The sequence below is a fragment of the Mycobacterium sp. SA01 genome (assembly GCF_041287105.1).
GTDB lineage: Bacteria > Actinomycetota > Actinomycetes > Mycobacteriales > Mycobacteriaceae > Mycobacterium.
Map to the genome: position 1 here is coordinate 446,098 of NZ_JBGGNO010000016.1, position 25,078 is coordinate 471,175.

Below are 25,078 nucleotides of genomic sequence, written 5' to 3' on the forward strand. Positions count from 1 at the left end.
GAGGTACGGCTCAGTTGCGTTGGGGCAAGCCGACGGGCCGGCCTGGTCGCCGCCCTCGCCGATCAGCAGAATCCGAGGATGCGGCGGACCGGTCGATAGTGGAGGGGCCGATCGCCGTCACGATCTCGACGAAGACGAAAGCTTCTTTGCACCAATGAATATCGGGTCGGTGGCACGTAACAACGCGTGAGCGCAGGCGGTATCTCAGATGTACATCGCGGGGTCGACGTAGAACGTCGGATCCACCAGCTGTTCGCGCTGCCGTTCGTTGCGCGGCCGCACGACGGCGGGAATGCCGGTCGCAATCGAGTCCGCAGGCACGTCGTGGGTGACCACGGCGTTCGCGCCGATGGCGCTGTCGTCACCAATAACCAAGGGGCCCAGGATTTTTGCTCCGGCGCCCACGACCACTCGGTTCCCGAGGGTGGGATGGCGTTTGCCGTGCTCCAGGGAGCGGCCGCCGAGCGTCACGCCGTGATAGAGCATCACGTCGTTGCCGATCTCGGCGGTCTCGCCGATCACGACACCCATTCCGTGGTCGATGAAGAACCGGCGGCCGATGGTGGCACCGGGGTGGATTTCGATACCGGTGGCGAACCGGGTCAGCTGCGACAGCACCCGGGCCGGACCACGCAGTGCCGGCCTGGCCCACAGCCGGTGCGCCAGCCGATAGGACCAGATGGCGTGCAGGCCGGAGTAGACCAACGCATTCTCGACATCGCCGCGCGCGGCCGGATCGTGGCCGCGCGCGTTGCTCAGGTCCTCACGCAGTGTGGACAGCAGTCCCATGAAGTCAGTCCCTGATGTGCTCGAAAAGTGGTGTGGAGATATAGCGCTCGCCGTAGTCGCACACGATGGCGACGATGAGCTTGCCGGCATTCTCCGGACGCTTGGCGATTTCCAGGGCGGCCCACACGATCGCACCGGACGAGATGCCGCCCAGGATGCCTTCCGCGGTTCCCAGGTCCCTGGCCACCCTGATGGCGTCGTCGAGCTCGACGTCGACGATCTCGTCGTAGGAGCCGCGATCGAGTACCTCGGGAACGAAGTTGGCTCCCATGCCCTGGATCTTGTGCGGTCCGGCCTTGCCCTCGGTCAGCAGCGGCGAGTCCTTGGGTTCGACTCCGACGATCTGGACGCCGGGCTTGCGCTCTTTGAGTACGTGTCCCACCCCGGTGACGGTTCCGCCGGTGCCGATGCCCGCGACGAAGATGTCGACCTTGCCGTCGGTGTCGTTCCAGACTTCTTCCGCGGTGGTCTTCTCGTGGATGGCCGGGTTGGCCGGGTTCCCGAACTGGTTCGCCGAGACGGCATTGTCGGTTTCGGCGATGATCTGGCGGGACTTCTCCACCGCGCCCGCCATGCCTTCGGAGCCGGGGGTCAGCACGATCTCGGCGCCGTAGGCGCGCAGCATCACCCGGCGTTCGGTCGACATCGTCTCCGGCATCGTCAAGATGACCTTGTAACCGCGGGCCGCGCCGACCATCGCCAGCGCGATGCCGGTGTTACCGCTGGTGGCCTCGACGATCGTGCCGCCGGGCTTCAGCTCACCGGAGGCCTCTGCCGCATCGATGATCGCCACTCCGATGCGGTCCTTGACGCTGTTGGCCGGGTTGTAGAACTCGAGCTTGACCGCGACCTCGGCGTCGAGGCCCTCGGTCAGTCGGTTGAGTCGGACCAGCGGCGTGTGGCCGACCAGTTCGGTGACGTTGTCATAGATCTTGCCCATGCTGCGCGTCCCTTCTCGTGGCACCCCACCGAACACTATTCTGTCGGCCGCTGGTCGTACGGTTGGGGCATGGCTGACGAACTGACCTCCGGACCGGAAGCTCCACCGACCGACGAACTGGCCAGTGCTGAAGCGTCGCTCCAGGTTCTCCAACAAGTGATGCACGGTATTGCTTCCGATGATGTGAACAAGCAGACGCCGTGCCGCGAGTTCGACGTGGCCGGGCTGACCGATCACCTGCTGCATTCGATCACCCTGTTGGGCGGCGCGGCCGGCGCGCAGTTCCCGGAGCGCAACCCCGATGACTCCGTCGAACGCCAGGTCATCGCCGCGGCCCGGCCCGCGGTGGACGCCTGGCGGCGCCGCGGGCTGGACGGCACGGTCCCGTTCGGTGAGAACGAGGCGCCCGCGCGGTACATGGCCGGCATCCTCTCCGTTGAATTCCTGATCCACGCGTGGGATTACGCATCGGCGATCGGTCGACCGATCGATGCCCCGGATTCGTTGACCGAGTACGTGTCGGGCCTGGCGCACCGCATCATCACCCCGGAGGGCCGGGTCAGGGCGGGTTTCGACGACCCTGTCGAGGTTGCGGAGTACGCCTCGAAGCTGGACCGGCTGGTTGCCTTCACCGGCCGCACGCCCGTCAGCGGGTAGCGATCCACGTCCGGGCGAACGCCAGGAACGCGTCGTTCTCTTCGGGTGCGCCGATCGTCACCCGGACGCCGTCGGTGCCGTAGGGGCGCACCAGGACGCGACTGTCGGCGGCCTGCTCGACGAAGTCGGGCGTCTCCTCCGGCGTCAGCGGCAGCCACACGAAGTTCGCCTGCGACGGCGGGAAGCTGTAGCCGAGCTCGGTGAGCGCGGCACAGACCCGGCGGCGTTCGGCGACCACGGCATCGGTGCGGGCCAGCAGTTCGTCCGCGGCATTCACCGAGGCGATGGCCGCGGCCTGCGAGACGGTGGTCGCGGTGAATGGCACGTAGACCTTGCCCAACGCGGTGATGATGTCGGGATCGCCGACGGCGTAACCGATCCGCAGCCCGGCCAGCCCGTAGGCTTTCGAAAAGGTGCGCAGCACAACGACATTGGGATGGTTTCGGACCAGTCCGAGGCTGTCGGGCAGCATCCCGTCGCGGATGTATTCGACGTAGGCCTCGTCGATGACGATGAGAATGTCCGACGGCACGGCGGCGACGAAGCGGGCCAGCGCGTCGGGGTCCACGACGGTGGAGGTCGGGTTGTTCGGGTTGCAGACGAAGATCAGGCGGGTGCGGTCGGTGATCGCGGCGAGCATGGCGTCGAGGTCGAACGTGTAGTCGCGCAGCGGCACCTGAACCGCGGTGGCGCCGGCCACCCGGACCTGCAGCGGGTAGATCTCGAAGCTGCGCCAGCCGAAGACCACCTCGTCACCGACGGAGGAGGTGATCTGGATGAGCTGCTGGCACAGGCTCACCGACCCGCAGCCGACGGCGATGTTCTCGGGGGCGAAAGGCCCGTACTTGTTCAAGTGCTTGGCCAAGTGCTCCTTGAGTTCGACGTAGCCGTTGTCGGGGTAGCGGTTGACGGTCTCGGCGGCGGCGGCGATCGCCGAGCGCACGCTGGGCAGCGGCCCGTGCACGGTCTCGTTGCTGGCAAGCTTGATGGCACCCGGAACCGTTTTACCCGGGGTATAGGCCGGCAGATCGGCCAGTTCAGGGCGCAGGCGGGCAGTCATTTGTCCAAGTCTAAGTGGGCTGTGTACTCTCATCCATCGGCGGTTCGGGGCATCAGTCAGGCTCCGGTACGCTCAGGTAGTTCAGGAGGCGTGCCAGAGCGGCCGAATGGGACTCACTGCTAATGAGTTGTCCCCCTTACAGGGGACCGGAGGTTCAAATCCTCTCGCCTCCGCCGCGGCTGATTCGTCAGCCACGACAACTGAAGACAGAACGGCGCCCGTAGCTCAACGGATAGAGCATCTGACTACGGATCAGAAGGTTAGGGGTTCGAATCCCTTCGGGCGCACTTTTCGTGTGAGGGTCGACGACCCAACTTTCGTCCAGCAACTGTGCACACCCGCCCTGGCGTCCGGCCCTTTGTGGCAAATTTGTCACAGTTGGTTCCCCTGGCTAACTCGCGGCGGTTATTGTCGGTTCAAATAACCTCACGCCGTCTGACTTGACAGCTGGACAGGGGCTGGTCTTTGCAGGCAACCTTTGACGATTTCGCCGGGTTCGGAAACCACCTTCGTGAGTGGTGGACCGAACCGGTCGACTACACCGCGCAGGTGCAGTACTTCACCAAACGCGCGAAATCCGGGCCGATCCAAGTGCTCATCGGTATCGGCACGGGGACCAACGGACTGTTGTCGCTGTTCGTCCTGCTTCCCGCGGCCCGCACCCCCGCATCGCAGGTTGTCGTGGCCATGTTCGCTGTGCTGCAGCTTTTTTGGGGCTGGAATTGGTGTTATCGGCCTTGGCCGTCTCGGCGGGTGTCACTCGCTTTCGTCATTTCTGCGGACATCGGCATAGCCGCTGTGGCTGTGCTGGATGCGAGTTGGTTGCTCGGCTTGTTCGCCTTCAATGCCTTCGCGATGATCTCGGTATATCTGATGTTCTTCGACGGTCCGAAATACCTTGCAGCGCACGTGCTATGGCTGCTTTTGGCGACCACGGCCTTCGCTCTGCATGTAAGTGACACCACTCATCTGGATATCGCTGCCTTTACCGTCAAGACCCTCGCCGCCGTGGCGCCCGTGGCATGGACCCCGTTGGGGATCCAGCTCGCGATCTGGTCGATGCGTAACGACGCGAACGAATCGATCACTGATCCGCTGACCGGTCTGCTCAACCGGCGGGGTCTGCAACTTCACCTCGCCGATCTGTTCCGGGACGTCGTCGCCGCGGACACCGAGGTGGCGGTGATCGTCGTGGACCTGGACCGCTTCAAATCGATCAACGACACTTTCGGGCATATCGCCGGCGACGAGGTTCTGATCCTGTGCGCTCGCCGGATCGTGTCAGCGGTGGGCAGCACCGCGCTGGTGGCCCGGATCGGCGGCGAGGAGTTCGTCGTCGTCGACCTGGTCGAGTCCGGGTTGGCGAGTGCGGGGGCCGACCACATCCGGCACGCAATCGCTGCTCCGGCCGAGCACTCGATCACTGCGAGCGTCGGCGTCACCAGTGTTGCAGCGGATGTCTTCGCTTCTGCCGGAGATGACCCGGTTTCAGTTCTCGATTCGCTCGTGCAGCGGGCGGACCTCGCAATGTTCGACGCCAAGCGCAACGGGGGCAACACCACCGTCCACCTACCCCCGGTCAGCTGATCACCGCTACCGAAAGCCACGGCGTCGTAGGGGTTTAGGGCGCCGCTGCGGCCTGTGCGGGTGCGCAAGCCTTCAACACCGTCCGCCATCCCGCGGAGGCCGAAGATCCCGTCCACGCGATGTAGCCGTCCGGTCGCACCAACACCGCGGGACCGTCGTCGGTCCGCTCGGCCTGCAGCACCCCGGTCACGTCGACGGGCGGCACCCCGCGTTCGCGGATCAACGCGAACCACGGCGTGCGCTGCAGCTCGGTCAGCCGGCCCTTGTCCAGCGGTATCTGTGTTGCCCGGGTGCCCACCGGCCCCCGGCGGCCGTACCGCAGCCCGGTACCCGCGAAGCTGCCCGCCACGGCATCGCGCACCATCGGTACGCGAAGAAGCCTGGGCGCCAGCAGGTTCCGCATCGCACGCGCCACCCGCGGATACAGCGTCACCGCACGCGTCATCACGCCGGACTGCAACACCACCCGGCGGCCGATCGGATGGCGTTCGTCCTGATAGCTGTCCAACAGTTTGTCGTCGGCTCCACCCAGCACGGCGGCCAGCTTCCACGCGAGGTTGGCCGCATCCTGGATGCCGGTGTTCATTCCCTGGCCGCCCACGGGGGAGTGCACGTGCGCGGCGTCGCCGGCCAGGAATACCCGGCCGTGCCGATACTGTGCGACTTGCCTTTCGTCGCAATGGAATCGGGACTTCCAGCTGATCTCGAGCACGCCCACATCTGCCGTGAACGCCCGGTTCAGGACCTCGATCACCTCAGCGTTGTCCACCGGCTCGGTGTCGGGCACCTGATGGTTGCGGTCCCACACCATCGCGCGATACCACGCGCCGTCGGCGTCACCGCGGCCATACGGTGCCAGGAATCCGAACACCTGCCGGGTGTTGCCCAGCTTCAGCCCGTCATCCGGCCCGTGCGCCAGTTTCACATCGGCCAGCACCACCGAAGACAACAGCGTCTTGCCGGGGAACTCCGCCCCGATCAGTCGGCGCACCGTGCTGTGCGCGCCGTCTGCCCCGATCGCGTACTTGGCGCGAAACCGCATCAGCGGTCCGGATCCGTCGTGCGCCCGCGCGGCGACGGTCACTCCGGCCTCATCCTGCACCAGATCGAGCACCTCGATACCGCGCCGGATGTCGGCTCCCTGCGCTTCGGCGTAGGCGGCGAGCGCGGCATCCACAGTGGTTTGCGGAGTGATCAGAACAAAGCGGTAGGGCGAGTCGAGGTGAGTCAGATCGAGTTGGGCGTCACCGAAGATCCTGATCCGCTGCGCGTGCTGTCCCTGAGTCAGCACGTCCCCGGCCAGGCCGCGTGCATCGAGCACTTCGAGCGTGCGGGCCATCACCGCGAACGCGCGGCTCGACGGATTGACCGTGGACCAGCGCTCCAAGACGGTCACCGAGCGGCCGGCCCGGGCCAAATCCCCCGCCGCGGTCAAGCCGGCGGGCCCCGCTCCTACGACGAGTACATCGACGTCATGGTCGGTCATCGCAGCGCTCCTTCCGGATCGGGGTACCAGCGGCGGATGTCGTCGGGGGTGGCCTTCGCCGCCTGATTGAAGACGAACCGGCAGCCGGGCTGGCTGACGTGGGCGGCGTTGACGATGGACTCAAAGAGCAGGGTGTTGCCGGCGACCAGGCGGACGCCGGCGCCGATCAGCACCGCGTCGTAGCTCTTGGCGTCGAGCCACTGGCGGGCCTTCTCGATGCCGGCCGCGCCGAAGCCGATCAGGCAGTTGTCGACCTGATAGCCGGCCGCCCGCATCGCGGCGACGTTCTCGTCGTTGGCGGCGCGAAGCCGGTCCCTCGAGAGCCCGCGGAACTGAATGAAGTCCGGGGATGAGTAGTCGATCACGTCGGGATCGAGCCCGATCTGAATGGCAGTGACTGGCATGTCGACGCCTCCTCAACAGTTGTTGAACTCGACGCTAGAACTGCTGCTTGGAGATGTCAACAGTTGTTGAATAGACTGGTGAAATGACGGCCAAGTCGCGTGACGGCGAAGTGACCCGATCGCGGATTCTGACCGAAGCCCGCGCCCAGTTCGGCGAACGGGGATTCGAGCGGACCACCATCCGGTCCATCGCCTCGGCCGCGGGAGTCGATCCGGCTCTGGTCATGCACTACTTCGGGACCAAGGCCCACCTCTTCGCTGCCGCGTCGCGACTGGCAATCACCTTCCCCGACCTCGCCGGCGTCGCGCCCGAGCATGTCGTCGACCTGGTGCTTCCGCTATTCGTCGACGTGTGGGGACCGCACGGCCCGTTTCTGCCGCTGCTGCGCTCGGCGGCCACCAACCGGGTGGCCGCCGATGCGCTGCTCGGAGTGTTTGTGGACCAGGTGAGTCCCGCGCTGGCAGCCGTGGTCCCGGATCGGCCGGCGGAGCGGGCAGCATTGGTCGGCTCCCAGATGCTGGGCCTCGCGGTCGCGCGCTACATCCTGGCGCTGCCCCCGCTCGTGGCAATGGATGACGCGACGCTCACAGAGTGGCTGCGTCCGGTGGTGGCGCATTACCTCGGCGACCCGGCACCGTGACGGACGTCAAATTGACGGCGATGACCCCATGGCTCAGAGTTAATAGAGTGGGAAACGTAAGTGAAGTTACGCTGATCGAGCAGGTCATCGACCGCCTGGCGGCCACCTATTCGGACGTCCCTCGTGACGATGTAGCCCAAGCGGTTGCCAGCGCCCACGATCACTTCCAGGACAGCGCGATCCGGGAGTTCGTTCCACTTCTCGTCGAGCGTCGCGCACGGAAAGAACTCTCCCGCAGAAACTCGCTACTGGTCTGGTCGTCCTAACCGGCGTGGGCTAGACGGCCCCGGCGTTCTCGCCCTCATCGGTGTACTCGGGACCGCCTGTCTGCGGGGCATTACCCGTGCCGCCGGCGTCCTGGCCTTCCTTCCAATACAGGTCGTCGGCCGGTAGCGGCGCGGGCCCGGTGCTGCCGGGGTTCTCGTTGTCGTCCCAGTAGTACGGTTCGGTCGGATCCGGCCACAGTAGGCCGCTGCCCGAGTCGTCAGCCGAGGCCGTCGCGGCCGCCGAGAGCGCGATCGCGGTCAACGTGACAGCCACCAGGCTCGCCGATACCAGTCTTTCGCGCACCATCACGGACGACCTCCTCTTCGGTAGGCGTCAATAGTCGCCGATTTCCTCAGGAGGTGCCGCGTTTACGACGCAATTGTGCGGGCCGTCGAACCTGCGATCAGGAGTGCACGGTGGCGTCCGGCAGCGGGACGACCGGAACGAGATCGACTGTTTCCACGCGTGGCGGACCCATGCGGCGCGCGACGTAGCGCACGGCCATTATCTGGACGGCCCCGACCGCGATGATGGGCCACAGGGCTCCGGCGACAGCGCAACAGAGTCCGCGGACGATGTCAGTCGGGGGATCGTAGGCCTGAAAGTGTGGAGTGATCAGCCACGCGCCGACAGCCGCGATGACCGCCGACAACAGGTACAGGTCGAACCACATGGACTGAGAGTCCCAGATACTTCTTAAAAGCGGATGTCGCAATCGTGTGAGAGTGCTGAGAGGCCCCGAATCGCTGCGTGATCGTGATCACTAGGTGATCGTCAAGCCGCCATCGACGATAATTGTCTGCCCCGTCACATAACCCCCGGCCGGCGACGCGAGCCATACTGCGGTAGCGGCCAATTCGACCGGATCGCCCATCCTGCCCACCATCACTCGTGGTAGCTGTGTCTCCAGGTAGCCGGGCTGGTATTCGTCGGTCATCTCGCTCTGGAAAAAGCCGGGAGCCAGCGCGTTGACGCGAATTCCCTTGCGCGGGCCCCATTGTTGGGCCAGATCCCGGGTCAGGCCGATCACAGCAGCCTTCGACGCGCTATACGCGGCCTGCGGCAGACCGCCGGTGGTGATGCCAAGAATGCTGGAAATATTGATGATTGAGCTTCCGGGTTGCATGACCCGGCCGCTCGCCTGCGCCATCCAGTACGACCCGTTGAGGTTGACGTCGACGACCTTGCGGAACTGATCGGGCGTCTCGCGGGTAGCAGGCACCGCGGTTCCCACCCCGGCGTTGTTGACCAACACGTCCACTCGGCCGAACACCTTCATCGCCGACTCGACGAGCTGCTCGCACTGATCGGGGTCGACGACATCGGTTTTGCGGGTGTACACCTTGCGGCCGGCTCCTTCGACGAGGGCCGCGGTGCCCGCCATCTGTTCGACTCGTCGAGCCCCGAGCACCAGGTGGGCGCCCGCCTCGGCGAAGGCCTGCGCGAACGACACGCCCAACCCTGACGACGCCCCTGTGACGATCACGACCTTGTCGTCGAGCCGGAACGAATCAAGGATGCTCATGACGGGTTCCTCAGCACCTGGCGGGCGATCGCGTACTTGTGGACTTCGGTCGGGCCGTCATAGAGCCGGAAGGCTCGCATGTCGGAAAAGATTGCACCGACCGGGGTTTCGTCGGAGATGCCCATACCGCCAAGGATCTGTACGCAGCGGTCGGCCACCTTGAACAGCTCCTCGGACACGTAGGCCTTGACCATCGAGCTTTCGTGGCGTCCCTTGGCCCCGCCGTCCAGCGTCCAACAGGCCCACCAGATCGCCAGGCGGCACTGCTGCAGGGCGATCTCGTTGTCGGCCAGCATGAAGCTGACACCCTGGTGTTCGCCGAGCGGCTTGCCGAAACCCGTTCGGGTGCGGGCATGTTCGATCGCGATCGACTGTGCCCGCGATGCGGCACCAAGCCAACGCATGCAGTGCGTCAAACGCGCTGGTGCCAGCCGCAATTGGGCGTAGCGCAGCGCTTGGCCCACCTCGCCCAGGACGGTGGCGGCCGGCAGCCGCAAGTCGTTGAACCGCACCACGCCGTGCCCTTCGACGTAATTGCGGTCCATCGTGTCCATCACGCGCTCGAGCTCGATACCCGGAGTCTGGCCGTCGCACAGGAACAGTGTCGGGCCGTCGGGACCATGCGCATTCGGCGCCACTCGCGCCATGATGATCCACGTCCGCGCTTTATTGGCTCCGGTGATCAGCCACTTGCGCCCGTTGATCACGTAATCGGTGCCGTCGAAAACCGCTTCGGTGGCAAGCTGATTCGGGTCGGACCCGGCGCCGCCGGGCTCCGTCATCGCGAACACCGAGCGCTGGCGGCCGTCGATCACCGGAACCAGGAACTCGTCAGCCTGCTCCTCGGTAGCGATCTTGGACAGCAGGTACATGTTGCCCTCGTCGGGTGCCGCGCAGTTCAGCGCGACCGGCCCCAGCGTCGACCAGCCGGCCGCCTCGAAGAGCACCGCCTGCTCGCGATGCGACGGTTCACGCCCGCCGAAGCGGTGCGGAGCCTGGAACGTCAGCAGGCCGGCGTCGCGGGCAAGCCCGACCAGCTCGGTGCGCAGGTCCTCGTTGGGGCCGTGCCGGGTGACGCGTGGATCTCGTTCGTAGGGAACAATTTTCTCGACGACGAACGCGCGGATCTCATCGCGCAGCGCGGCCAGGTCGTCGGGAATCTCGAAATCGATCATCGTTGTCCCTCCATGAGTGCTAGGGCGCGCTCGAACAAGCGCACTGTCGCGATGTGTAGATGGTCGCCAACGTCCTTGGGGGCCAGCCCCGCAGCGGCACGGGCATTCGATCCCTCGAGGATGATGCCGAGCTTGAAACAGGCCAGCACTGTGTACCAGTCGATGTTGGACAGGTCGCGGGTGGTGTTCTGTGCGTATCGTTCGATGAGCTCGTCGGGGGTGGCCAGGCCGCCTGCGCCCATGAGGGCGTTGCCCAGCACCGAATCGCGGCCGGGCGCATACCAGGTGGCCAGCATCCAGGCCAGGTCCAGCAGCGGGTCGCCGATGGTGCACATCTCCCAGTCGACGATGGCCACCACCTCGGGCCCGGTCGGCGAGAACATCACGTTGGCCGCGTGGTAGTCGCCGTGCATGATGCCCGGCTGCCAGTCGCTGGGCTGTTTCTGCTGCAGCCAGGTGGCGACGGCGTCGACGTCGCCGATGTCGGGTCCCGGATAGTTGTCGAACCCGCTGTAGGACTCGAGTTCGGAAAGCCACCGCGGCACTTGACGTTCCAGGAATCCGTCCGGTTTACCGAAGTCGGCAAGACCGACCGCGACGTGGTCGACGGCGCCGAGCTTGGCGGCCGCCTCCGCCATCGACAGTCCCATCCCGTGCCGGATGCCGGCGTCACCGGCGTGCAGAGGCGGCAACATCGAGCCGGCATTGAACCCGTCGACGGGCTCCATCAGATAGAACACGGCATCGCCGAGTACGGCGGTGTCATCGCACACCGCGATCAGTCGCGGGTGGGGGACATCGGTACCGGCCAGCGCGTGCAGCACGCGGGTCTCGCGCAGGATCACCTTGTTGCTCACCGGGCGCAGGTGACGGGGTCCCCGGCGGAAGACGTACTCACGACCCGAGCGGGTGAAACGAAGCATGACGTTCTGGGTGCCGCCGGTGATTTCGGAGACGTTTTCGAGCGGGCCGTCACCCAGGCCCTGCTCCGACATCCATGCGCTGACCGCGCTCAGCTCATTCACCCAGGTGAACCTACCGTACGGTTGGTTGAGCCAATCCCTTCGGCCAGGGCAACCTGGCGTCGATGGTGCGGAACACGCTCCAGCCGATAACGGTGCCCAGCGCAATGGACAGGATCGCCGCCCCGGTCACGCCCAGGCTGGCCACGCCGATGTTGCCGCCGGTGGCGGCCTGACTCACCGATTCGAAGCTCAGTGCGCCCGGGACCAGCGCCCAGAACGCCGCGAGCATCATCACGATCGCCGGGGGTGAGGTCTTGATCCGCGATGCCAGCATCGCGAACGGCACCGTCAGGAATGCACCGATGAAGCCGGAATAGGCTGCCGCCACGAACTTTCCGGCGATTGCCTGGCCGACCAGTGCGACCGCGATCGCGGCCATCAACCACACCAGCGAGCCCTTCGGTGCGGACAGATACACGTATAGCCCGAACCCCACCACGATGATCGCCACATAGAGCGCCCACGGACCCATCTGCGTGGACGGGGTCTGCGGAAGCACCTCGCCGGCGACATGCACACCCAACGCGACGCCGAACACCAGCAGCGCCAGCTGGGCGATCCCGTAGACCAGCCGACTGGTGCCGCCGATCAGCTGGTTACTGGCCAACTCCATCGCGCCGATCGTCAACGACATTCCCGGCAACATCGCCACCAGGGCTGGTGCGATCACCCGCAGCAGGCCGTCATTCGCGGTGTCGGCCACGAACCAGGTCGCCAGCATCGTCACGATCATCGCGGCCAGCGTGGGCAGAACCGGGCTCAGCGACGGGAACGGGCGCCCGAGTAGGGCGATCGCGCCGACCACCAGGCCGAGGAACACGTAGCCCGGCAGCGAGGCCCAGGTCGGATTGATGACCATGCCGAAACCGACTGTGGTGACGGCATATCCGAGGGTCGTGGCGACCGGGCCGAATCGCGGGCGCAGTGCGCGCGCCTGCTTGGTCGACTCGACGGCATCAGCGGGTGTGATCGCACCGACGGACGCCAGACTGGCGATGTCGTCGATGCGGCCGGCCATGTTCAGCTGGACCGAATAGGTCGTGGAGGTGTCCACCTCGTAGGCGACGGTGCCCACTTGGATCATCAGCACGGTGGGGAGCACGACGATGCGCACCGGAGCGGTGGTGTACTGCGCGGCGATTTCCAGCAGGCGGGCATACACCAGCTGAGTCGGCTGCTCGACTTCGAGCAGGGCGATGCCGATCTCCCGCAGCATCGCCGCCACTTCGACTTGGTCGTGCGAGTCCGGTGGACCGAGCGGCTCAGGGGGAATCTTGCGGATCGCGTCGAAGATCCGTGTGCGCCGAGCCCGTCGCTTGTCGTTCATATCCGCATCCTTACGAACTGCTGGCCTCACGTCGTGGCCGGCTGCCCGGCGGGGTCCGGAGCGGTCTGCGGCTGGCGGTTCTTCTGCCACGGCCAGTAGCCGGTGATCTCCAACTCCAGCGAGAAACTCAGGAACGTCCGGATCAGCACGATGCCGGCCAGCACCGCCACGCTGCGGGCGTCCGGCGTGACCGCGACGGTCCGGATGATGTCGGCGGCGACCAGAAGCTCCAGGCCCAGCAGGATCGATCGGCCTAGCTGCTGACGGAACGCCCGGTAGGCATCCCCGCTCCGCAATCGGCGCAGTACCCCGGTGGCCGAGAGCAGCGCGCCGATCGCGATCACGGCGACCCCTGTCGCGTCGATCGCCTTGCCCACCGTCTCGATGACCTCGAAAAAGTTCACCGCCAAATTATCTGGCGGGCATCACCATCGTCGCTGTTGCCGCGCCGTCCTGTTCAGTCGCGCGAACCGACACCTGCGTGCCGGCCTGCAGCGGCTGCGGTGGCTTGCGGGTGTCGGTGTTCAGCACATAGGTCTGGCTGAAGCCGTCCTGGCTGCGTACCGTCACCGAGCTGTCGGACGCGGCAGTGACGTCGCCGGTCTGGGTCAGTTCGGTGCTGAATCCGCCTTTGCCGTCGGAGACCACGTTCTCGCCGTGCAGCGATCGCTGGGATCCGCCGGGGCCACCGGGACCGCCGGGGCCACCCCAACCGGGCGGGCCGCCTGCGTGCCCGCCTGTGCTGCCCGCGGCGGCGTACACCACCACGCCGCCGACCACGGCAAGTGCTGCGGCGATCACGACGGCAGCCGCTGTCGTGCGGTTCGACCAGGTCTTGGGATGCTCTGCGGGCGCACCCCACACAGGCTGCTGTTCGACGCTCATAACCCCACGGTGGGCAGCGCAGCTGTGTGTCTGCTGTGCGCGCGATCAGCCCATTCTGTGGATCACAGTTCACAGCGGGGGCATAGGAACACCATAGGAACCACTCATCGCTGCTCTCATACTGGAGAACATGACCTCTTCAGCGGCGGAACGTGTCGTGATGCGCCGAGCCGACGGAAACCCGATCACGGTGCTGGTGGTGGACGACGAGACCGTGCTGGCCGAGATGGTGTCGATGGCGCTGCGCTACGAGGGTTGGACCATCGCCACCGCCGCCGACGGCGCGTCGGCGATCACCGCGGCCCGCAGCGCGCGGCCGGATGCGGTGGTGCTCGACATCATGCTGCCCGACATGAGTGGTCTGGACGTGCTGCGCAAGCTGCGCGAACAGAACCCCCAGCTGCCGGTGCTGCTGTTGACCGCCAAAGACGCGTTGGAAGATCGCATCGCCGGGCTGACCGCGGGCGGCGACGACTATGTCACCAAGCCGTTCTCCATCGAAGAGGTCGTGCTGCGGCTGCGGGCACTGCTGCGCCGTACCGGTGTGACCACCGAGGACAGCGGCGCACAGATCGTCGTCGGTGATCTGGTGCTCGACGAGGACAGCCACGAGGTGACCCGAGCCGGCGAACCGGTCTCGCTGACGTCCACCGAGTTCGAACTGCTTCGTTTCCTGATGCGCAACCCCAAGCGGGTGTTGTCGAAAGCCCAGATCCTGGACCGGGTTTGGAGTTATGACTTCGGCGGTCGGTCCAACATCGTCGAGCTGTACATCTCATACCTGCGCAAGAAGATCGACAGCGGCCGCGACCCGATGATCCACACGTTGCGCGGCGCGGGCTATGTTCTCAAACCTGCGAGCTAACACCCGGTCGCTGAGTGCACGGCTGCTGATCGGTCAGCTGTGTCTGCTGCTGGTCGTCTGCCTCGGTATCGGCGCGGTGACGATCCTTGCGCTGCACCAGTATCTGATCGGTGAGGTCGACAATCAGCTCCGCGAGACCGCCCACCGTTCGGCCATCATCTACGGCGAACCACCGCCGCCACCGCTGCCGCCGGCGTTGCGCGACAACCGCCCACCCTGGCCGCGGCCGGGGCCGGGGCCGCAGTTCCTGGACGCTCCCGGGCAGCCGGTGGGCATGATCGCGGCCGTGATCACCGACGGCACCGCCAGCGACGCCGGGCTGCTCGGGCCGGGCGGTGTGCGCACGCAGCTACCTGTAGGCGCGACAACCGAACTCACCCAGAACGCCGGACAACGCCGCCCGATCACGCGCAACCTCGACGGCCTCGGCGACTACCGGGTGATGTCGGTTCGCAGCAGGCTCACCGGTGAGACGCTGGTGATCGGGCTGAGCCTGGGCAATCTCAACGCCACGCTGTTGCGGGTGGCACTGACCTTCGCGGTGGTGACGGCCGCGGCGCTCGCGGTGGCCACGACCGTCGGCATCGTGATCAACCGTCGTGCGCTGGCCCCGCTCACCCGGGTTGTGGCCACCGCGGGCGAGGTGGCGAACCTGCCGCTGGACCGTGGCGAGGTGCAACTGCCGGTGCGGGTCGCGGACACCGATGCGAATCCCTACACCGAGGTGGGCCGGCTGGGGCTGGCGCTGAATCGGATGCTCGACCACATCTCGACCGCGCTGTCGACGCGGCAGGCCAGCGAGAGCCGGGTGCGCCAGTTCGTCGCCGACGCCAGCCACGAGCTACGCACCCCCCTCGCCGCCATCCGCGGCTATACCGAACTGGCACAACGTAAACGGGATCAGGTGCCCGATGACGTCGCGCACGCGATGGGCCGGGTGGAGTCCGAGGCCGAACGCATGACCCACCTCGTCGAGGACCTTCTGCTGCTGGCGCGGCTGGACTCCGGCCGCCCGTTGGAACGCGAGCCGGTCGACCTGTCCCGGCTGTCGGCCGACGTCGCCAGCGATGCGCACATCGCCGGACCCGACCACGACTGGAACCTCGACGTGCCGTCGGATCCGCTGTATGTCATCGGCGACGACGCCCGGCTTCACCAGGTGGTGGCCAACCTGCTGGCCAATGCCCGCACGCACACCCCACCCGGGACGACAGTCACGTTGTCACTGCACGCGGAGCCCGACGCCGCGGTGCTGCGGGTGGTCGACGACGGGCCGGGCATCCCGGCGGAGCTGCAGTCCGAGGTGTTCGAGCGGTTCGCGCGTGGGGACACCTCGCGATCCCGCAAGGGTGGGTCCACCGGCCTCGGCCTGGCGATCGCGTCGGCCGTGGTGCGGGCTCACGGCGGCGTCATCGAGCTGGCCAGCGTCCCGGGCCTGACCGAATTCACGGTGCGCTTGCCCCGATCGGTCCAATCATGATCCGCAGCAAGCACTATGGCGCTCTGGCGGTGCTGCTGGCCGTCACGGCGGTGCTCTACATGTGGAACCTTGGCGCCAGTGGCTGGGCGAATCCGTTCTACTCGGCGGCGGCGCAGGCCGGCGCGGAGAACTGGACGGCCTGGTTGTTCGGGTCCAGCGACGCGGCCAACGCGATCACCGTCGACAAGACCCCCGCCGCACTGTGGGTGACCGGCCTGTCGGCCCGCGTGTTCGGAGTCAACCCCTGGAGCATCCTGGTGCCGCAGGCGGTGTTCGGCGTGAGCGCCGTCGCGGTGCTCTACGCCGCCGTCCGCCGAATCAGCGGACCGTGGGCCGGACTCTTCGCCGGCGCGGTGTTGGCGCTCACCCCGGCGGCAGCGCTGATGTTCCGGTTCAACAATCCCGATGCGCTGCTGGTCCTTTCGTTGGTGGTGGCCGCCTACACCACGTTGCGCGCACTGGACGACGACGCCGCCTGGTGGTGGATGCCGCTGGCCGGAGTGGCGGTCGGCGTCGGGTTCCTGGCCAAGATGATGCAGGCCTTCCTGGTGTTGCCAGCGCTCGGCGCGGTCTTTCTGTTCGCTGCCGCTGCGCCGCTGAGGACGCGGCTCGTGCGCCTGACGGCTGCGGTTGCCGCCCTGCTGGTGTCCGCCGGCTGGTATCTACTGCTGGTCGCTGTATGGCCTGCGACCGCGCGGCCGTATATCGGTGGTTCGCAGCACAATTCGATCCTCGAGCTGGCGCTGGGCTACAACGGTCTTGGGCGCATCACCGGTGAGGAAACCGGCGGCCTCGGCAATATGAACTCCGATGTCGGCTGGGCGCGGCTGTTCGGGGCCGAGATGGGCACCCACATCGCCTGGCTGCTGCCCGCCGCGGTGATCGCGATCGTCGCCGGGCTGGTGATCACCCGTCGCGCACCCCGCACCGACGTCACTCGGGCTGCGCTGCTGTTATGGAGTGGCTGGCTGGTGGTCACCGCGGTGGTGTTCAGCTTCGCCAACGGCATCCTGCACCCGTACTACACCGTGGCGCTGGCCCCGGCGATCGCCGGCGGTCTGGCGATCGGCACGGCACTGCTGTGGCGGCAGCGCACCGATCTTCGCGCCGCCACCACCCTGTCCGGGATGGTTGTTATCACCGGTGTGCTGGCTTACCTTCTGCTGCAGCGTGATTCGCAGTGGTTGTCGTGGCTTCGGGTGGTCGTCGTGGTCGCCGCCATCGGCTGTGCCCTGCTATTGCTGGTGGTGGTGCACCTGCCGCGCCGGGTTGGCGTGGCGGTGGGGATGGTGGCCGTGGTCGCCGCGCTGGCCGGGCCGGCCGCGTTCTCGCTGGCCACCGCCGCCGCGACGCACAGCGGTGCGATCCCGTCGGTGGGCCCATCGAGCGGACGGGGTGGCCCGCCGGGCGGCATGTTCGACGCACCTCGACCGGGCGCGGCGCTCACCGATTCACTGCGCCAGGACGCAGGCCAATTCACCTGGGCCGCGGCGGTGGTCGGTTCGAGTAACGCCGCGGGATATCAACTTGCCACGGGCTTGCCGGTGATGGCCGTCGGCGGCTTCAACGGCACCGACCCTGCTCCGACCCTCGAGCAGTTCCAGGCCTATGTGAGTCAACATCGCATCCACTGGTTCATCCGCGCTGACATGCCCGGATTCATGTTCGGCAACCGGTCCGGCAGTGACGCCGCCGAGCGCATTCAGCGTTGGGTGAGCGCGAATTTCACCTCCCGCGAGGTCGACGGCGTCACCGTCTACGACCTGTCGCAGGGATTCACAGCCGCCGCATAGCAAACACAAATTGGGCCCCCACCGCCACGGCCGACGATAAAAGCATGACCATCACCGACCTCCCCGTGGCACGCCGACGCAACGCCGCACTGACCGCCGCCGACCGCGGTGTGCCCGTGCTCGATGTCGTCGTCCCGGTGTACAACGAGCAGGCCGTGCTGGCCGACTCGATCCACCGGCTGCACCGCCACCTGCGTGAGGACTTCCCGTTCTCGTTCCGCATCACGATCGCGGACAACGCCAGCATCGACGACACCCCCGCGGTGGCGGCCGGTCTGGCCGCCGAACTGCCCGAGGTCCGCATGGTGCGGCTGGAGCAGAAGGGCCGGGGGCGGGCGTTGCACGCGGTGTGGTCGACCTCGGATGCGCCGGTGCTCGCCTACATGGACGTCGACCTGTCGACCGATCTGGCCGCGCTGGCTCCGCTGGTGGCACCGCTGGTGTCAGGGCATTCCGATCTGGCCATCGGCACGCGGCTGGGTCGCGGCTCCCGCGTGGTGCGCGGCGCCAAGCGGGAGGTCATCTCACGCTGCTACAACCTGATCCTGCGGTCGACGCTGGCCGCCAAGTTCAGCGACGCCCAGTGCGGTTTCAAGGCGATCCGCGCCGACGTCGCAGCCGAACTGCTGCCCTACGTGGAGGACACCGGCTGGTTCTTCGACACCGAGCTGCTGGTGCTGGCCGAGCGCAGCGGCCTGCGTATCCACGAAGTGCCCGTCGACTGGATCGACGACCCCGACAGCCGGGTCGACATCGTGGCCACCGCGGTCGCCGACCTGAAAGGAATCGCGCGCTTGCTCAAGGGATTCGGTACCGGACAGATCCCGGTCAAGGCGATCGGGGCGCAGTTCGGTAACCAGGCCGGAGCGCCGAAGTCGCTGTTGAACCAAGGCGTGCGGTTTGCGGCGATCGGCATCGCCTCCACATTGGCCTATCTGCTGTTGTTCCTGCTGCTGCGCCCGATCGGCGCCCAGGGCGCCAACCTGGTCGCGCTGCTGGTGACGGCGATCGCCAACACCGCGGCCAACCGGCGGTTCACTTTCGGGGTCCGCGGCCGAGGCGGCGTGGCACGCCATCAGTTCGAGGGCTTCGTGGTCTTCGGTATCGGGCTGGGCCTGACCAGCGGTGCACTGGCGCTGCTGCACATGATGGGCGAACCGCACCGCGCCGTCGAACTCATCGTGTTGATCGCGGCCAACCTGATGGCCACCGTCGTTCGCTTCGTGCTGTTGCGCGGCTGGGTGTTTCACCCCCGCCGCACCGGCCAGACTGTTGGAGGAAAGTAATGACCACGCTCGCCGAATACACCGAGAGGCCGACGGACATTCAGCTGGAACAGCCGCGCACGCTGCGGCCGCGGTGGGTGCGCCCAGCGGTGGGGTCGCTCCTCGCGGTGACCGCCGTGCTCTACCTCTGGGGACTCGATGCTGCCGGGTGGGCCAACGAGTACTACGCGGCCGCTGTGCAGGCCGGCACCCAGAGCTGGAAGGCCTTGCTGTTCGGGTCTCTCGACGCGGGCAACGCGATCACGGTGGACAAGCCACCGGCCGCGCTGTGGGTGATGGCATTGTCCGGGCGGATCTTCGGATTCGGCACGCTGTCGATGCTGGTGCCGCAGGCCTTGATGGGTGTGGCGTCCGTGGCGCTGATCTACAGCGCGGTGCGCCGCGTCAGCGGATATGGGGCCGGCCTTCTCGCGGGTGCGGTGCTGGCGCTGACGCCGGTGGCGGCGTTGATGTTCGGCTTCAACAATCCCGACGCACTTCTCGTCCTGTTGATGGTGGTGGCCGCCTACTGCCTGATCCGCGCGCTGGACGCTAACCCCAGCCGTTGGATCGCGCTGGCCGGTGTGGCCATCGGATTCGCCTTCCTGGCCAAGCTGCTGCAGGCGCTGCTGGTCACCCCGGCTTTCGCCCTGGTGGTGTTGGTCGCGGTCCCGGGCAGTGTCTGGCTGCGGCTGCGTCATCTGGCCGTCGGCTTGATCGCCATGGTGGTGTCGGCCGGGTGGTACCTGGCTCTGGTCAGCTTGTGGCCCAGCGACTCTCGGCCCTACATCGGCGGGTCCACCGACAACAGCCTGCTGCAGCTGGCGCTGGGTTACAACGGTCTGGGCCGGGTGTTCGGCGGCGACGGGAATCCGGGCGGCAGCTCCGCTGGAGGTGCCGGCGAGGGCGGCCCCGGACCGATGGGCGGCGCGATGTTCGGCGGCTCCACCGGCATCACCCGGATGTTCGGGGAGTCGATGGGCACCGAGATCTCCTGGCTGTTGCCTGCCGCGCTGATCGCCTTGGTGGCCGGACTGTGGTTCACCAGGCGCGCGCCCCGCACCGACCGAACCCGAGCGTCGCTGTTGCTGTGGGGCGGCTGGCTGGTGGTCACAGTCGTGGTCTTCAGCTTCATGAAGGGGATCATGCACCCCTACTACACGATCGCCTTGGCGCCGGCGATCGGCGCAGTGATCGGCATCGGTGTGCGAGAACTGTGGCGTGGCAGGCAGTTTGTCGCATCGCGCGTGGCGCTCTCGGCGATGCTCGTGGTGACCGGGGTGTGGAATTTCATCCTGCTCGACCGCACCCCGGACTGGCTGCCGTGGCTGCGGTGGACCGTTCTGGCCGGCTCGATTCTGGTATCCGCGGTCCTGCTGGCCGGGGCTCACCGCCTGGGCCGCTGGACGGTCGCGATCGCAGCGGCCGGCCTGCTGTTCGGGTTGGGCGCCACCGCCGCCTACACGGTGGAGACCGTCGCCGGTAGTCATGGGGGTGGCATCCCGACGTCGGGCCCGCCGCGATCGAACACGGGGTTCGGCTTCGGTGGCCCCGGCGGTCCAGGTGGACAGGGCGTCCAGGCCTCGGAGAACTCCGAACTCAAGGTGCTGCTCACCAAGGCCGACAACCGTTGGGCTGCAGCCACTGTCGGCTCACACACGGCTGGAAGCCTGGAGCTGGCCACCGGCACGTCGATCATGTCCATCGGCGGGTTCAGCGGCGGTGACAACTCACCGACACTGGAACAGTTCCAGGCCTACGTCGCGACCGGGCAGGTCCACTACTTCATCGCAGGCAACGGTCCCGGTGGCGGTCATCACGGCGGACCCGGTGGGGACTCCGGTCCGGGCACGCAGATCACCCAGTGGGTGCAGCAGCACTTCACCGCACAAGATGTGGGTGGAACCGAGGTCTACGACCTGACCGCGCCGAACTAACCCGTCGATTACCGTCCGCGGAGGGCCCGCACTTCGTACCATCTGACCTATTCGGCTGGCGGGAGTACGGGTCATGGGCAACGCAGTGCATATCGGCAGGGTGGGGGCGCTCGCGGTAGCCCTCGGAATCGGGTCCTGGTTGGCAAGCACACCCTGGGTCGCCGATGCCCAGCCGTCGAATTCCTCGACTGCCTCGGGTAGCTCGGCAACGGCGGCCAAGGCCAAACCCGCGGCAGTGGGCAAAACGCATCGCGTCACGCCCAGTTTGGCCGCCGCCCCAGGGTCTGCCAAAGTGGCCAAGCCAGCGCAACTTTCGGTGCCGGCTGTGCATGCACCGACAGCGCACTCGATCGCCACCGCATTGCATTCATTGGTCGGCGATGGCACGCCGCCTTCTCCGGCGGCAGTCTCATCGATGCTGGCCTACGCAGGTAACGAATTGCGTCGCATCACCGGTATCGGCAAGGCAGGCGCGGTCACCACCACCGCGGTACCGGCCACCGGACCCAACCTGCTGACCAACCCGGGTGCCGAACTCGGCGATCCGGCCGGTTACGGCAACAGCACCGTCAGCGTGCCGGGCTGGACGGCAACCGGCACCCCGACCGTGGTTCAGTACGGCGAGCTCCGCAACGCGTGGCCGGTGGGCCTGAGCTTCGCGTGGCCGAATCTGCCCGCCATCGTCTCGTTCCCGGGCGTCAACGCCGCGCCTCCCAACGCCGGCAACCAGTTCTTCGGTGGCGGCGACGTGGCCACCTCCGGGCTCTCCCAAACCGTGGACCTCAGTGCCTCCAGTGCTGAGATCGACAGTGGCACAGTCCCGTTCAACCTCAGCGGTTATCTCGGCGGCTACCTGCTGGATCCGTCCTTCGCCAGTGTGAAAGTCACCTTCCTGGACCAGAACCAGCTCTACCTGGGAAGTTCGACGATCGGGCCGGTCTCCAACCTGGATCGCTGGGGGCAGACCGGATTCCGGCAACGCACCTCCATCGGAACCGTCCCGGTGGGCACCCGCAGCGCCGTCGTCACCTTGACCATGCACGACCTGAATCCCGTGGTGATCGGTTTCACGGCCCGGTACAACAACGCCTACGCCGACAACCTGTCCTTCAGCATCGGTACCGCGCAATCCGCACCGCCCGCGCCTGCGCCGCCGGTGTCCGATGTCCAGCCGCTCGACCACGTGTTCCTGGTCTATATGGAGAACAAGGGCTACAACGACATCGTCGGAAGCCCCAACGCGCCCTTCCTGAACAGCTTGATCAACGGATACGGGCTCGCCAACAACTACTACGCGGTGACCCACCCCAGCCTGCCGAACTATTACGCGATCGTCGGCGGCCAGGTCTACGGCAAGACCTACAACTGTGAATCGGTGTGCATCACCGATCCGAACAACCTCGCCGTCAACCTGGACACCCACGGCAAGACCTGGGCGGCCTACGCCCAAGGCATGACACCGGGACAGCCGTTGGTCTCGACCGGGAACTACTCGACCGACCAGACCCCGTGGCCGGCGTTCGCCGGCATCGGCGACAACCAGGCCTACGCCGCCGCGCACATGTTCCCGCTGACCCAGATGGCGACCGACCTCCAATCAGATGCGACCACACCAGATTTCGTATGGTTCGCCGCCGACGAAGCCTCCAACGGTGAGGGTCCGGTCAGCTCGCTGGCCGGTGTGGCGCACTTCGCGTTCTCGCAGATTGATCCGCGCCACCAGTACAACGTCCCCGCGCTCGACCAGTTCTTGGCGGACAACGTGCCGACCATCATGAACTCGGAGGTCTGGAATACCACCAAGTCGGTGCTGATCGTCACGTTCGACGAGGACAACAACAACATCACGCTCGGCTTCGGCAACGAAGGCAACCATGTCGTCACAGTGGTGATTCCCTCGCCGATGGCGGTCAGTGCGGGCGGTATGAAGGGCGGCGCCTTCGTCGTCACCGACCACTACGACCACTACAGCACGCTGCGCACCATCGAAGACGCGCTAGGTTTGCCGCCGATGACCAACAACGACAAGTACGCCGAACCTCTCAACGGATTCTGGACGTGACCGCCTCCTCCTAGGGCAGGATTGGCGGCATGACTCCCAAGCCGCCGTCCGCCGTCATCGAAGCCGCCCATGCCGAGCAGCTGACGTCGCTGCCGTTCAGCGACACCGCGGATTTCGACGCCGCCGACCGCGGCTTCATCGCCGCCCTGACCCCGTGCGTGGTCAAGGCCGCCGACGGACGGGTGGTGTGGGACAACGACGCATACGGATTCCTCGACGGGGATGCGCCGACATCGGTCCACCCGAGCCTGTGGCGGCAGTCCATCCTGGCTGCCAAGCAGGGTCTCTACGAGGTGGTCGAAGGCATCTACCAGGTCCGCGGACTGGACCTGTCCAACATCAGCTTCATCGAGGGCGACACCGGCATCATCGTCATCGATCCGCTGGTCTCCACCGAAACCGCGGCGGCCGCCCTGGCCCTCTACCGCGCGCATCGAGGTGACCGGCCCGTGGTCGCGGTCATTTACACCCACTCCCACGTCGACCACTTCGGCGGTGTCCTCGGGGTGACCACCCAGGCCGACGTCGACGCGGGCAAGGTCGCGGTGCTGGCCCCGGAGGGGTTCACCGAGCACGCCGTCCAGGAGAACGTCTACGCCGGCACCGCGATGGCCCGCCGCGCCGGCTACATGTACGGCGCCGTCCTCGACCGCGGTCCACAGGGTCAGGTGGGCTGCGGGCTGGGGCAGACCCCGTCGACGGGCGAGGTGGCGATCATCGTGCCGACCATCGACATCACCACCACCGGTGAGAAGCACACCATCGACGGCGTCGAGATCGAATTCCAGATGGCCCCGGGTACCGAGGCGCCCGCCGAGATGCACTTCTACTTCCCGAAGTTCCGCGCGCTGTGCATGGCGGAGAACGCCACGCACAACCTGCACAATCTGCTGACGTTGCGCGGAGCGCTGGTGCGCGACCCGCACGGGTGGTCGGGGTACCTGACCGAGGCCATCGAGACGTTCGCCGACCGTGCCGACGTGGTGTTCGCCTCCCATCACTGGCCGACCTGGGGCCAGGACAACATCGTCGAATTCCTTTCCCTGCAACGTGATCTGTACGCCTACCTGCATGACCAGACCCTGCGGCAGCTCAACCAGGGGTACACCGGCATCGAGATCGCCGAGACCTTTCAGATGCCGCCCGCGCTGCACAACGCGTGGCATGCGCACGGCTACTACGGATCGGTCAGTCACAACGTCAAAGCCGTCTACCAGCGGTACATGGGCTGGTTCGACGGCAACCCGGCGCGGTTGTGGGCCCATCCGCCCGAGGCGATCGGGCCGCGCTACGTCGAGGCGATGGGTGGCGCCGACCGGGTGGTCGAGCTGGCCCGCGCGGCCGTCGACTCGGGTGACTACCGTTGGGCGGCAACGCTACTCGATCACGTCATCTTCACCGACGAGAATCATGCGGGCGCCAGGGAGCTGTACGCCGACACTCTCGAGCAGCTGGCGTACGGCGCCGAGTGTGCGACATGGCGCAACTTCTTCCTGTCCGGTGCCACCGAGCTGCGCGACGGGAACTTCGGTACGCCCACCCAGGTATCGCCGACGACGTTACTTGCCCAGCTCACCCCGGAGCAGATGTTCGACGTGCTGGCGATCAGCGTCAACGGCCCGCGGTCGTGGGATCTGGACATCTCGCTCGACGTCACGTTCGCCGACCTCGACACCAACTACCGACTCACCCTGCGCAATGGTGTGCTGGTCTACCGGCAGTGCCCGGCAGACGAGTCGACGGCGACCGCCACCATCCGGCTGGCCACCAAGTTGCGGCTATTGGCAGCTGCGGCAGGCGATTTCACCTCACCGGGTCTGGAGACCGCCGGTGAGGCGGAAGCCCTGCAGAAGTTTCTCGGTGCACTGGATCAGCCGGACCCGAGCTTCAACATCATCACGCCCTAGC

The 25,078-nt window shown here is 66.6% G+C and carries 24 protein-coding genes and 2 tRNA genes; 13 read left to right on the forward strand and 13 right to left on the reverse strand.

Annotated elements, in window-relative coordinates; all coding sequences use genetic code 11:
- Nucleotides 1–204: 204 nt before the first annotated feature.
- Nucleotides 205–789, reverse strand: a complete 585-nt coding sequence (gene epsC, locus AB4879_RS09840) for a serine O-acetyltransferase EpsC (RefSeq protein ID WP_102806074.1) — start codon at nt 787–789, stop codon at nt 205–207.
- Nucleotides 790–793: 4 nt separating this feature from the next.
- Nucleotides 794–1,729 (reverse strand): cysteine synthase A, encoded by a 936-nt coding sequence (gene cysK, locus AB4879_RS09845; RefSeq protein WP_102806075.1) that lies wholly within the window; start codon nt 1,727–1,729, stop codon nt 794–796.
- Between the two features lie 69 nt (nt 1,730–1,798).
- Here cysK and AB4879_RS09850 point away from each other — a divergent pair, with 69 nt between their 5' ends.
- Nucleotides 1,799–2,386: a TIGR03086 family metal-binding protein gene (locus tag AB4879_RS09850; RefSeq protein ID WP_370507433.1), complete on the forward strand. Its 588-nt coding sequence runs from the start codon at nt 1,799–1,801 to the stop codon at nt 2,384–2,386.
- Here AB4879_RS09850 and hisC read toward each other — a convergent pair.
- Entirely contained in the window at nt 2,376–3,446 is a 1,071-nt protein-coding gene (hisC, locus tag AB4879_RS09855; protein ID WP_370507434.1) for a histidinol-phosphate transaminase, read from the reverse strand. The genes AB4879_RS09850 and hisC overlap by 11 nt on opposite strands.
- A gap of 84 nt (nt 3,447–3,530) precedes the next feature.
- Between hisC and AB4879_RS09860 the strand changes: the two genes are divergently transcribed.
- The 3 genes from AB4879_RS09860 to AB4879_RS09870 all read left to right on the forward strand — a co-directional run bounded on the left by AB4879_RS09860 (nt 3,531) and on the right by AB4879_RS09870 (nt 5,033).
- Nucleotides 3,531–3,619: transfer RNA gene (locus tag AB4879_RS09860), tRNA-Ser, on the forward strand.
- Nucleotides 3,620–3,660: 41 nt separating this feature from the next.
- Nucleotides 3,661–3,733 (forward strand) — tRNA-Arg (locus AB4879_RS09865).
- A 178-nt stretch (nt 3,734–3,911) separates the two neighbouring features.
- Nucleotides 3,912–5,033, forward strand: a complete 1,122-nt coding sequence (locus AB4879_RS09870; protein ID WP_370507435.1) for a GGDEF domain-containing protein — start codon at nt 3,912–3,914, stop codon at nt 5,031–5,033.
- Nucleotides 5,034–5,067: 34 nt separating this feature from the next.
- Here AB4879_RS09870 and AB4879_RS09875 read toward each other — a convergent pair whose 3' ends face one another.
- Both AB4879_RS09875 and AB4879_RS09880 read right to left on the reverse strand, forming a co-directional pair.
- Nucleotides 5,068–6,519: an FAD-dependent oxidoreductase gene (locus tag AB4879_RS09875; RefSeq protein ID WP_370507436.1), complete on the reverse strand. Its 1,452-nt coding sequence runs from the start codon at nt 6,517–6,519 to the stop codon at nt 5,068–5,070.
- Entirely contained in the window at nt 6,516–6,923 is a 408-nt protein-coding gene (locus AB4879_RS09880; RefSeq protein ID WP_370507437.1) for a hypothetical protein, read from the reverse strand. The genes AB4879_RS09875 and AB4879_RS09880 overlap by 4 nt, the downstream gene beginning before the upstream one ends.
- 83 nt (nt 6,924–7,006) lie before the next feature.
- Here AB4879_RS09880 and AB4879_RS09885 point away from each other — a divergent pair, with 83 nt between their 5' ends.
- The gene (locus AB4879_RS09885) at nt 7,007–7,564 is read left to right on the forward strand and encodes a TetR family transcriptional regulator (protein ID WP_370507438.1); all 558 of its coding nucleotides are present in this window, start codon (nt 7,007–7,009) and stop codon (nt 7,562–7,564) included.
- 20 nt (nt 7,565–7,584) lie between these two features.
- Entirely contained in the window at nt 7,585–7,830 is a 246-nt protein-coding gene (locus tag AB4879_RS09890; RefSeq protein WP_370507483.1) for a three-helix bundle dimerization domain-containing protein, read from the forward strand.
- A gap of 10 nt (nt 7,831–7,840) precedes the next feature.
- Here AB4879_RS09890 and AB4879_RS09895 read toward each other — a convergent pair whose 3' ends face one another.
- From AB4879_RS09895 to AB4879_RS09930, 8 genes are all read right to left on the reverse strand, one after another.
- The gene (locus AB4879_RS09895) at nt 7,841–8,137 is read right to left on the reverse strand and encodes a hypothetical protein (RefSeq protein ID WP_370507439.1); all 297 of its coding nucleotides are present in this window, start codon (nt 8,135–8,137) and stop codon (nt 7,841–7,843) included.
- A 97-nt stretch (nt 8,138–8,234) separates the two neighbouring features.
- A complete protein-coding gene (locus tag AB4879_RS09900; protein ID WP_370507440.1) occupies nt 8,235–8,504 on the reverse strand; it encodes a hypothetical protein in 270 nt (89 codons plus the stop codon).
- A 90-nt stretch (nt 8,505–8,594) separates the two neighbouring features.
- Nucleotides 8,595–9,356, reverse strand: a complete 762-nt coding sequence (locus AB4879_RS09905; RefSeq protein WP_370507441.1) for an SDR family NAD(P)-dependent oxidoreductase — start codon at nt 9,354–9,356, stop codon at nt 8,595–8,597.
- Nucleotides 9,353–10,531: an acyl-CoA dehydrogenase family protein gene (locus AB4879_RS09910; protein ID WP_370507442.1), complete on the reverse strand. Its 1,179-nt coding sequence runs from the start codon at nt 10,529–10,531 to the stop codon at nt 9,353–9,355. Before AB4879_RS09910 ends, AB4879_RS09905 begins: the two co-directional genes overlap by 4 nt.
- A complete protein-coding gene (locus AB4879_RS09915; protein ID WP_370507484.1) occupies nt 10,528–11,526 on the reverse strand; it encodes a phosphotransferase family protein in 999 nt (332 codons plus the stop codon). The genes AB4879_RS09910 and AB4879_RS09915 overlap by 4 nt, the downstream gene beginning before the upstream one ends.
- Nucleotides 11,527–11,566: 40 nt before the next feature.
- Complete coding sequence (locus AB4879_RS09920) at nt 11,567–12,883, reverse strand: threonine/serine exporter ThrE family protein (RefSeq protein WP_102806087.1); 1,317 nt, start codon at nt 12,881–12,883, stop codon at nt 11,567–11,569.
- Between the two features lie 26 nt (nt 12,884–12,909).
- The gene (locus tag AB4879_RS09925) at nt 12,910–13,287 is read right to left on the reverse strand and encodes a DUF1622 domain-containing protein (protein WP_370507443.1); all 378 of its coding nucleotides are present in this window, start codon (nt 13,285–13,287) and stop codon (nt 12,910–12,912) included.
- 7 nt (nt 13,288–13,294) lie between these two features.
- A complete protein-coding gene (locus AB4879_RS09930; RefSeq protein WP_370507444.1) occupies nt 13,295–13,768 on the reverse strand; it encodes a hypothetical protein in 474 nt (157 codons plus the stop codon).
- 160 nt (nt 13,769–13,928) lie between these two features.
- Here AB4879_RS09930 and AB4879_RS09935 point away from each other — a divergent pair, with 160 nt between their 5' ends.
- The 7 genes from AB4879_RS09935 (at nt 13,929) to AB4879_RS09965 (ending at nt 25,077) form a co-directional block, all read left to right on the forward strand.
- Nucleotides 13,929–14,633 (forward strand): response regulator transcription factor, encoded by a 705-nt coding sequence (locus AB4879_RS09935; RefSeq protein WP_036341957.1) that lies wholly within the window; start codon nt 13,929–13,931, stop codon nt 14,631–14,633.
- The gene (locus AB4879_RS09940; RefSeq protein WP_370507445.1) at nt 14,611–16,113 is read left to right on the forward strand and encodes a sensor histidine kinase; all 1,503 of its coding nucleotides are present in this window, start codon (nt 14,611–14,613) and stop codon (nt 16,111–16,113) included. The genes AB4879_RS09935 and AB4879_RS09940 overlap by 23 nt, the downstream gene beginning before the upstream one ends.
- Entirely contained in the window at nt 16,110–17,906 is a 1,797-nt protein-coding gene (locus AB4879_RS09945) for a glycosyltransferase family 39 protein (RefSeq protein WP_370507446.1), read from the forward strand. Before AB4879_RS09940 ends, AB4879_RS09945 begins: the two co-directional genes overlap by 4 nt.
- Before the next feature lie 44 nt (nt 17,907–17,950).
- Nucleotides 17,951–19,192, forward strand: a complete 1,242-nt coding sequence (locus AB4879_RS09950; protein ID WP_370507447.1) for a glycosyltransferase — start codon at nt 17,951–17,953, stop codon at nt 19,190–19,192.
- On the forward strand, nt 19,192–21,108 hold the full coding sequence (locus AB4879_RS09955) for an ArnT family glycosyltransferase (protein WP_370507448.1): 1,917 nt from the start codon (nt 19,192–19,194) through the stop codon (nt 21,106–21,108). Before AB4879_RS09950 ends, AB4879_RS09955 begins: the two co-directional genes overlap by 1 nt.
- Before the next feature lie 325 nt (nt 21,109–21,433).
- Complete coding sequence (locus AB4879_RS09960) at nt 21,434–23,170, forward strand: alkaline phosphatase family protein (protein WP_370507449.1); 1,737 nt, start codon at nt 21,434–21,436, stop codon at nt 23,168–23,170.
- A gap of 29 nt (nt 23,171–23,199) precedes the next feature.
- The gene (locus AB4879_RS09965; RefSeq protein ID WP_370507450.1) at nt 23,200–25,077 is read left to right on the forward strand and encodes an alkyl/aryl-sulfatase; all 1,878 of its coding nucleotides are present in this window, start codon (nt 23,200–23,202) and stop codon (nt 25,075–25,077) included.
- Nucleotide 25,078 lies beyond the last annotated feature (1 nt).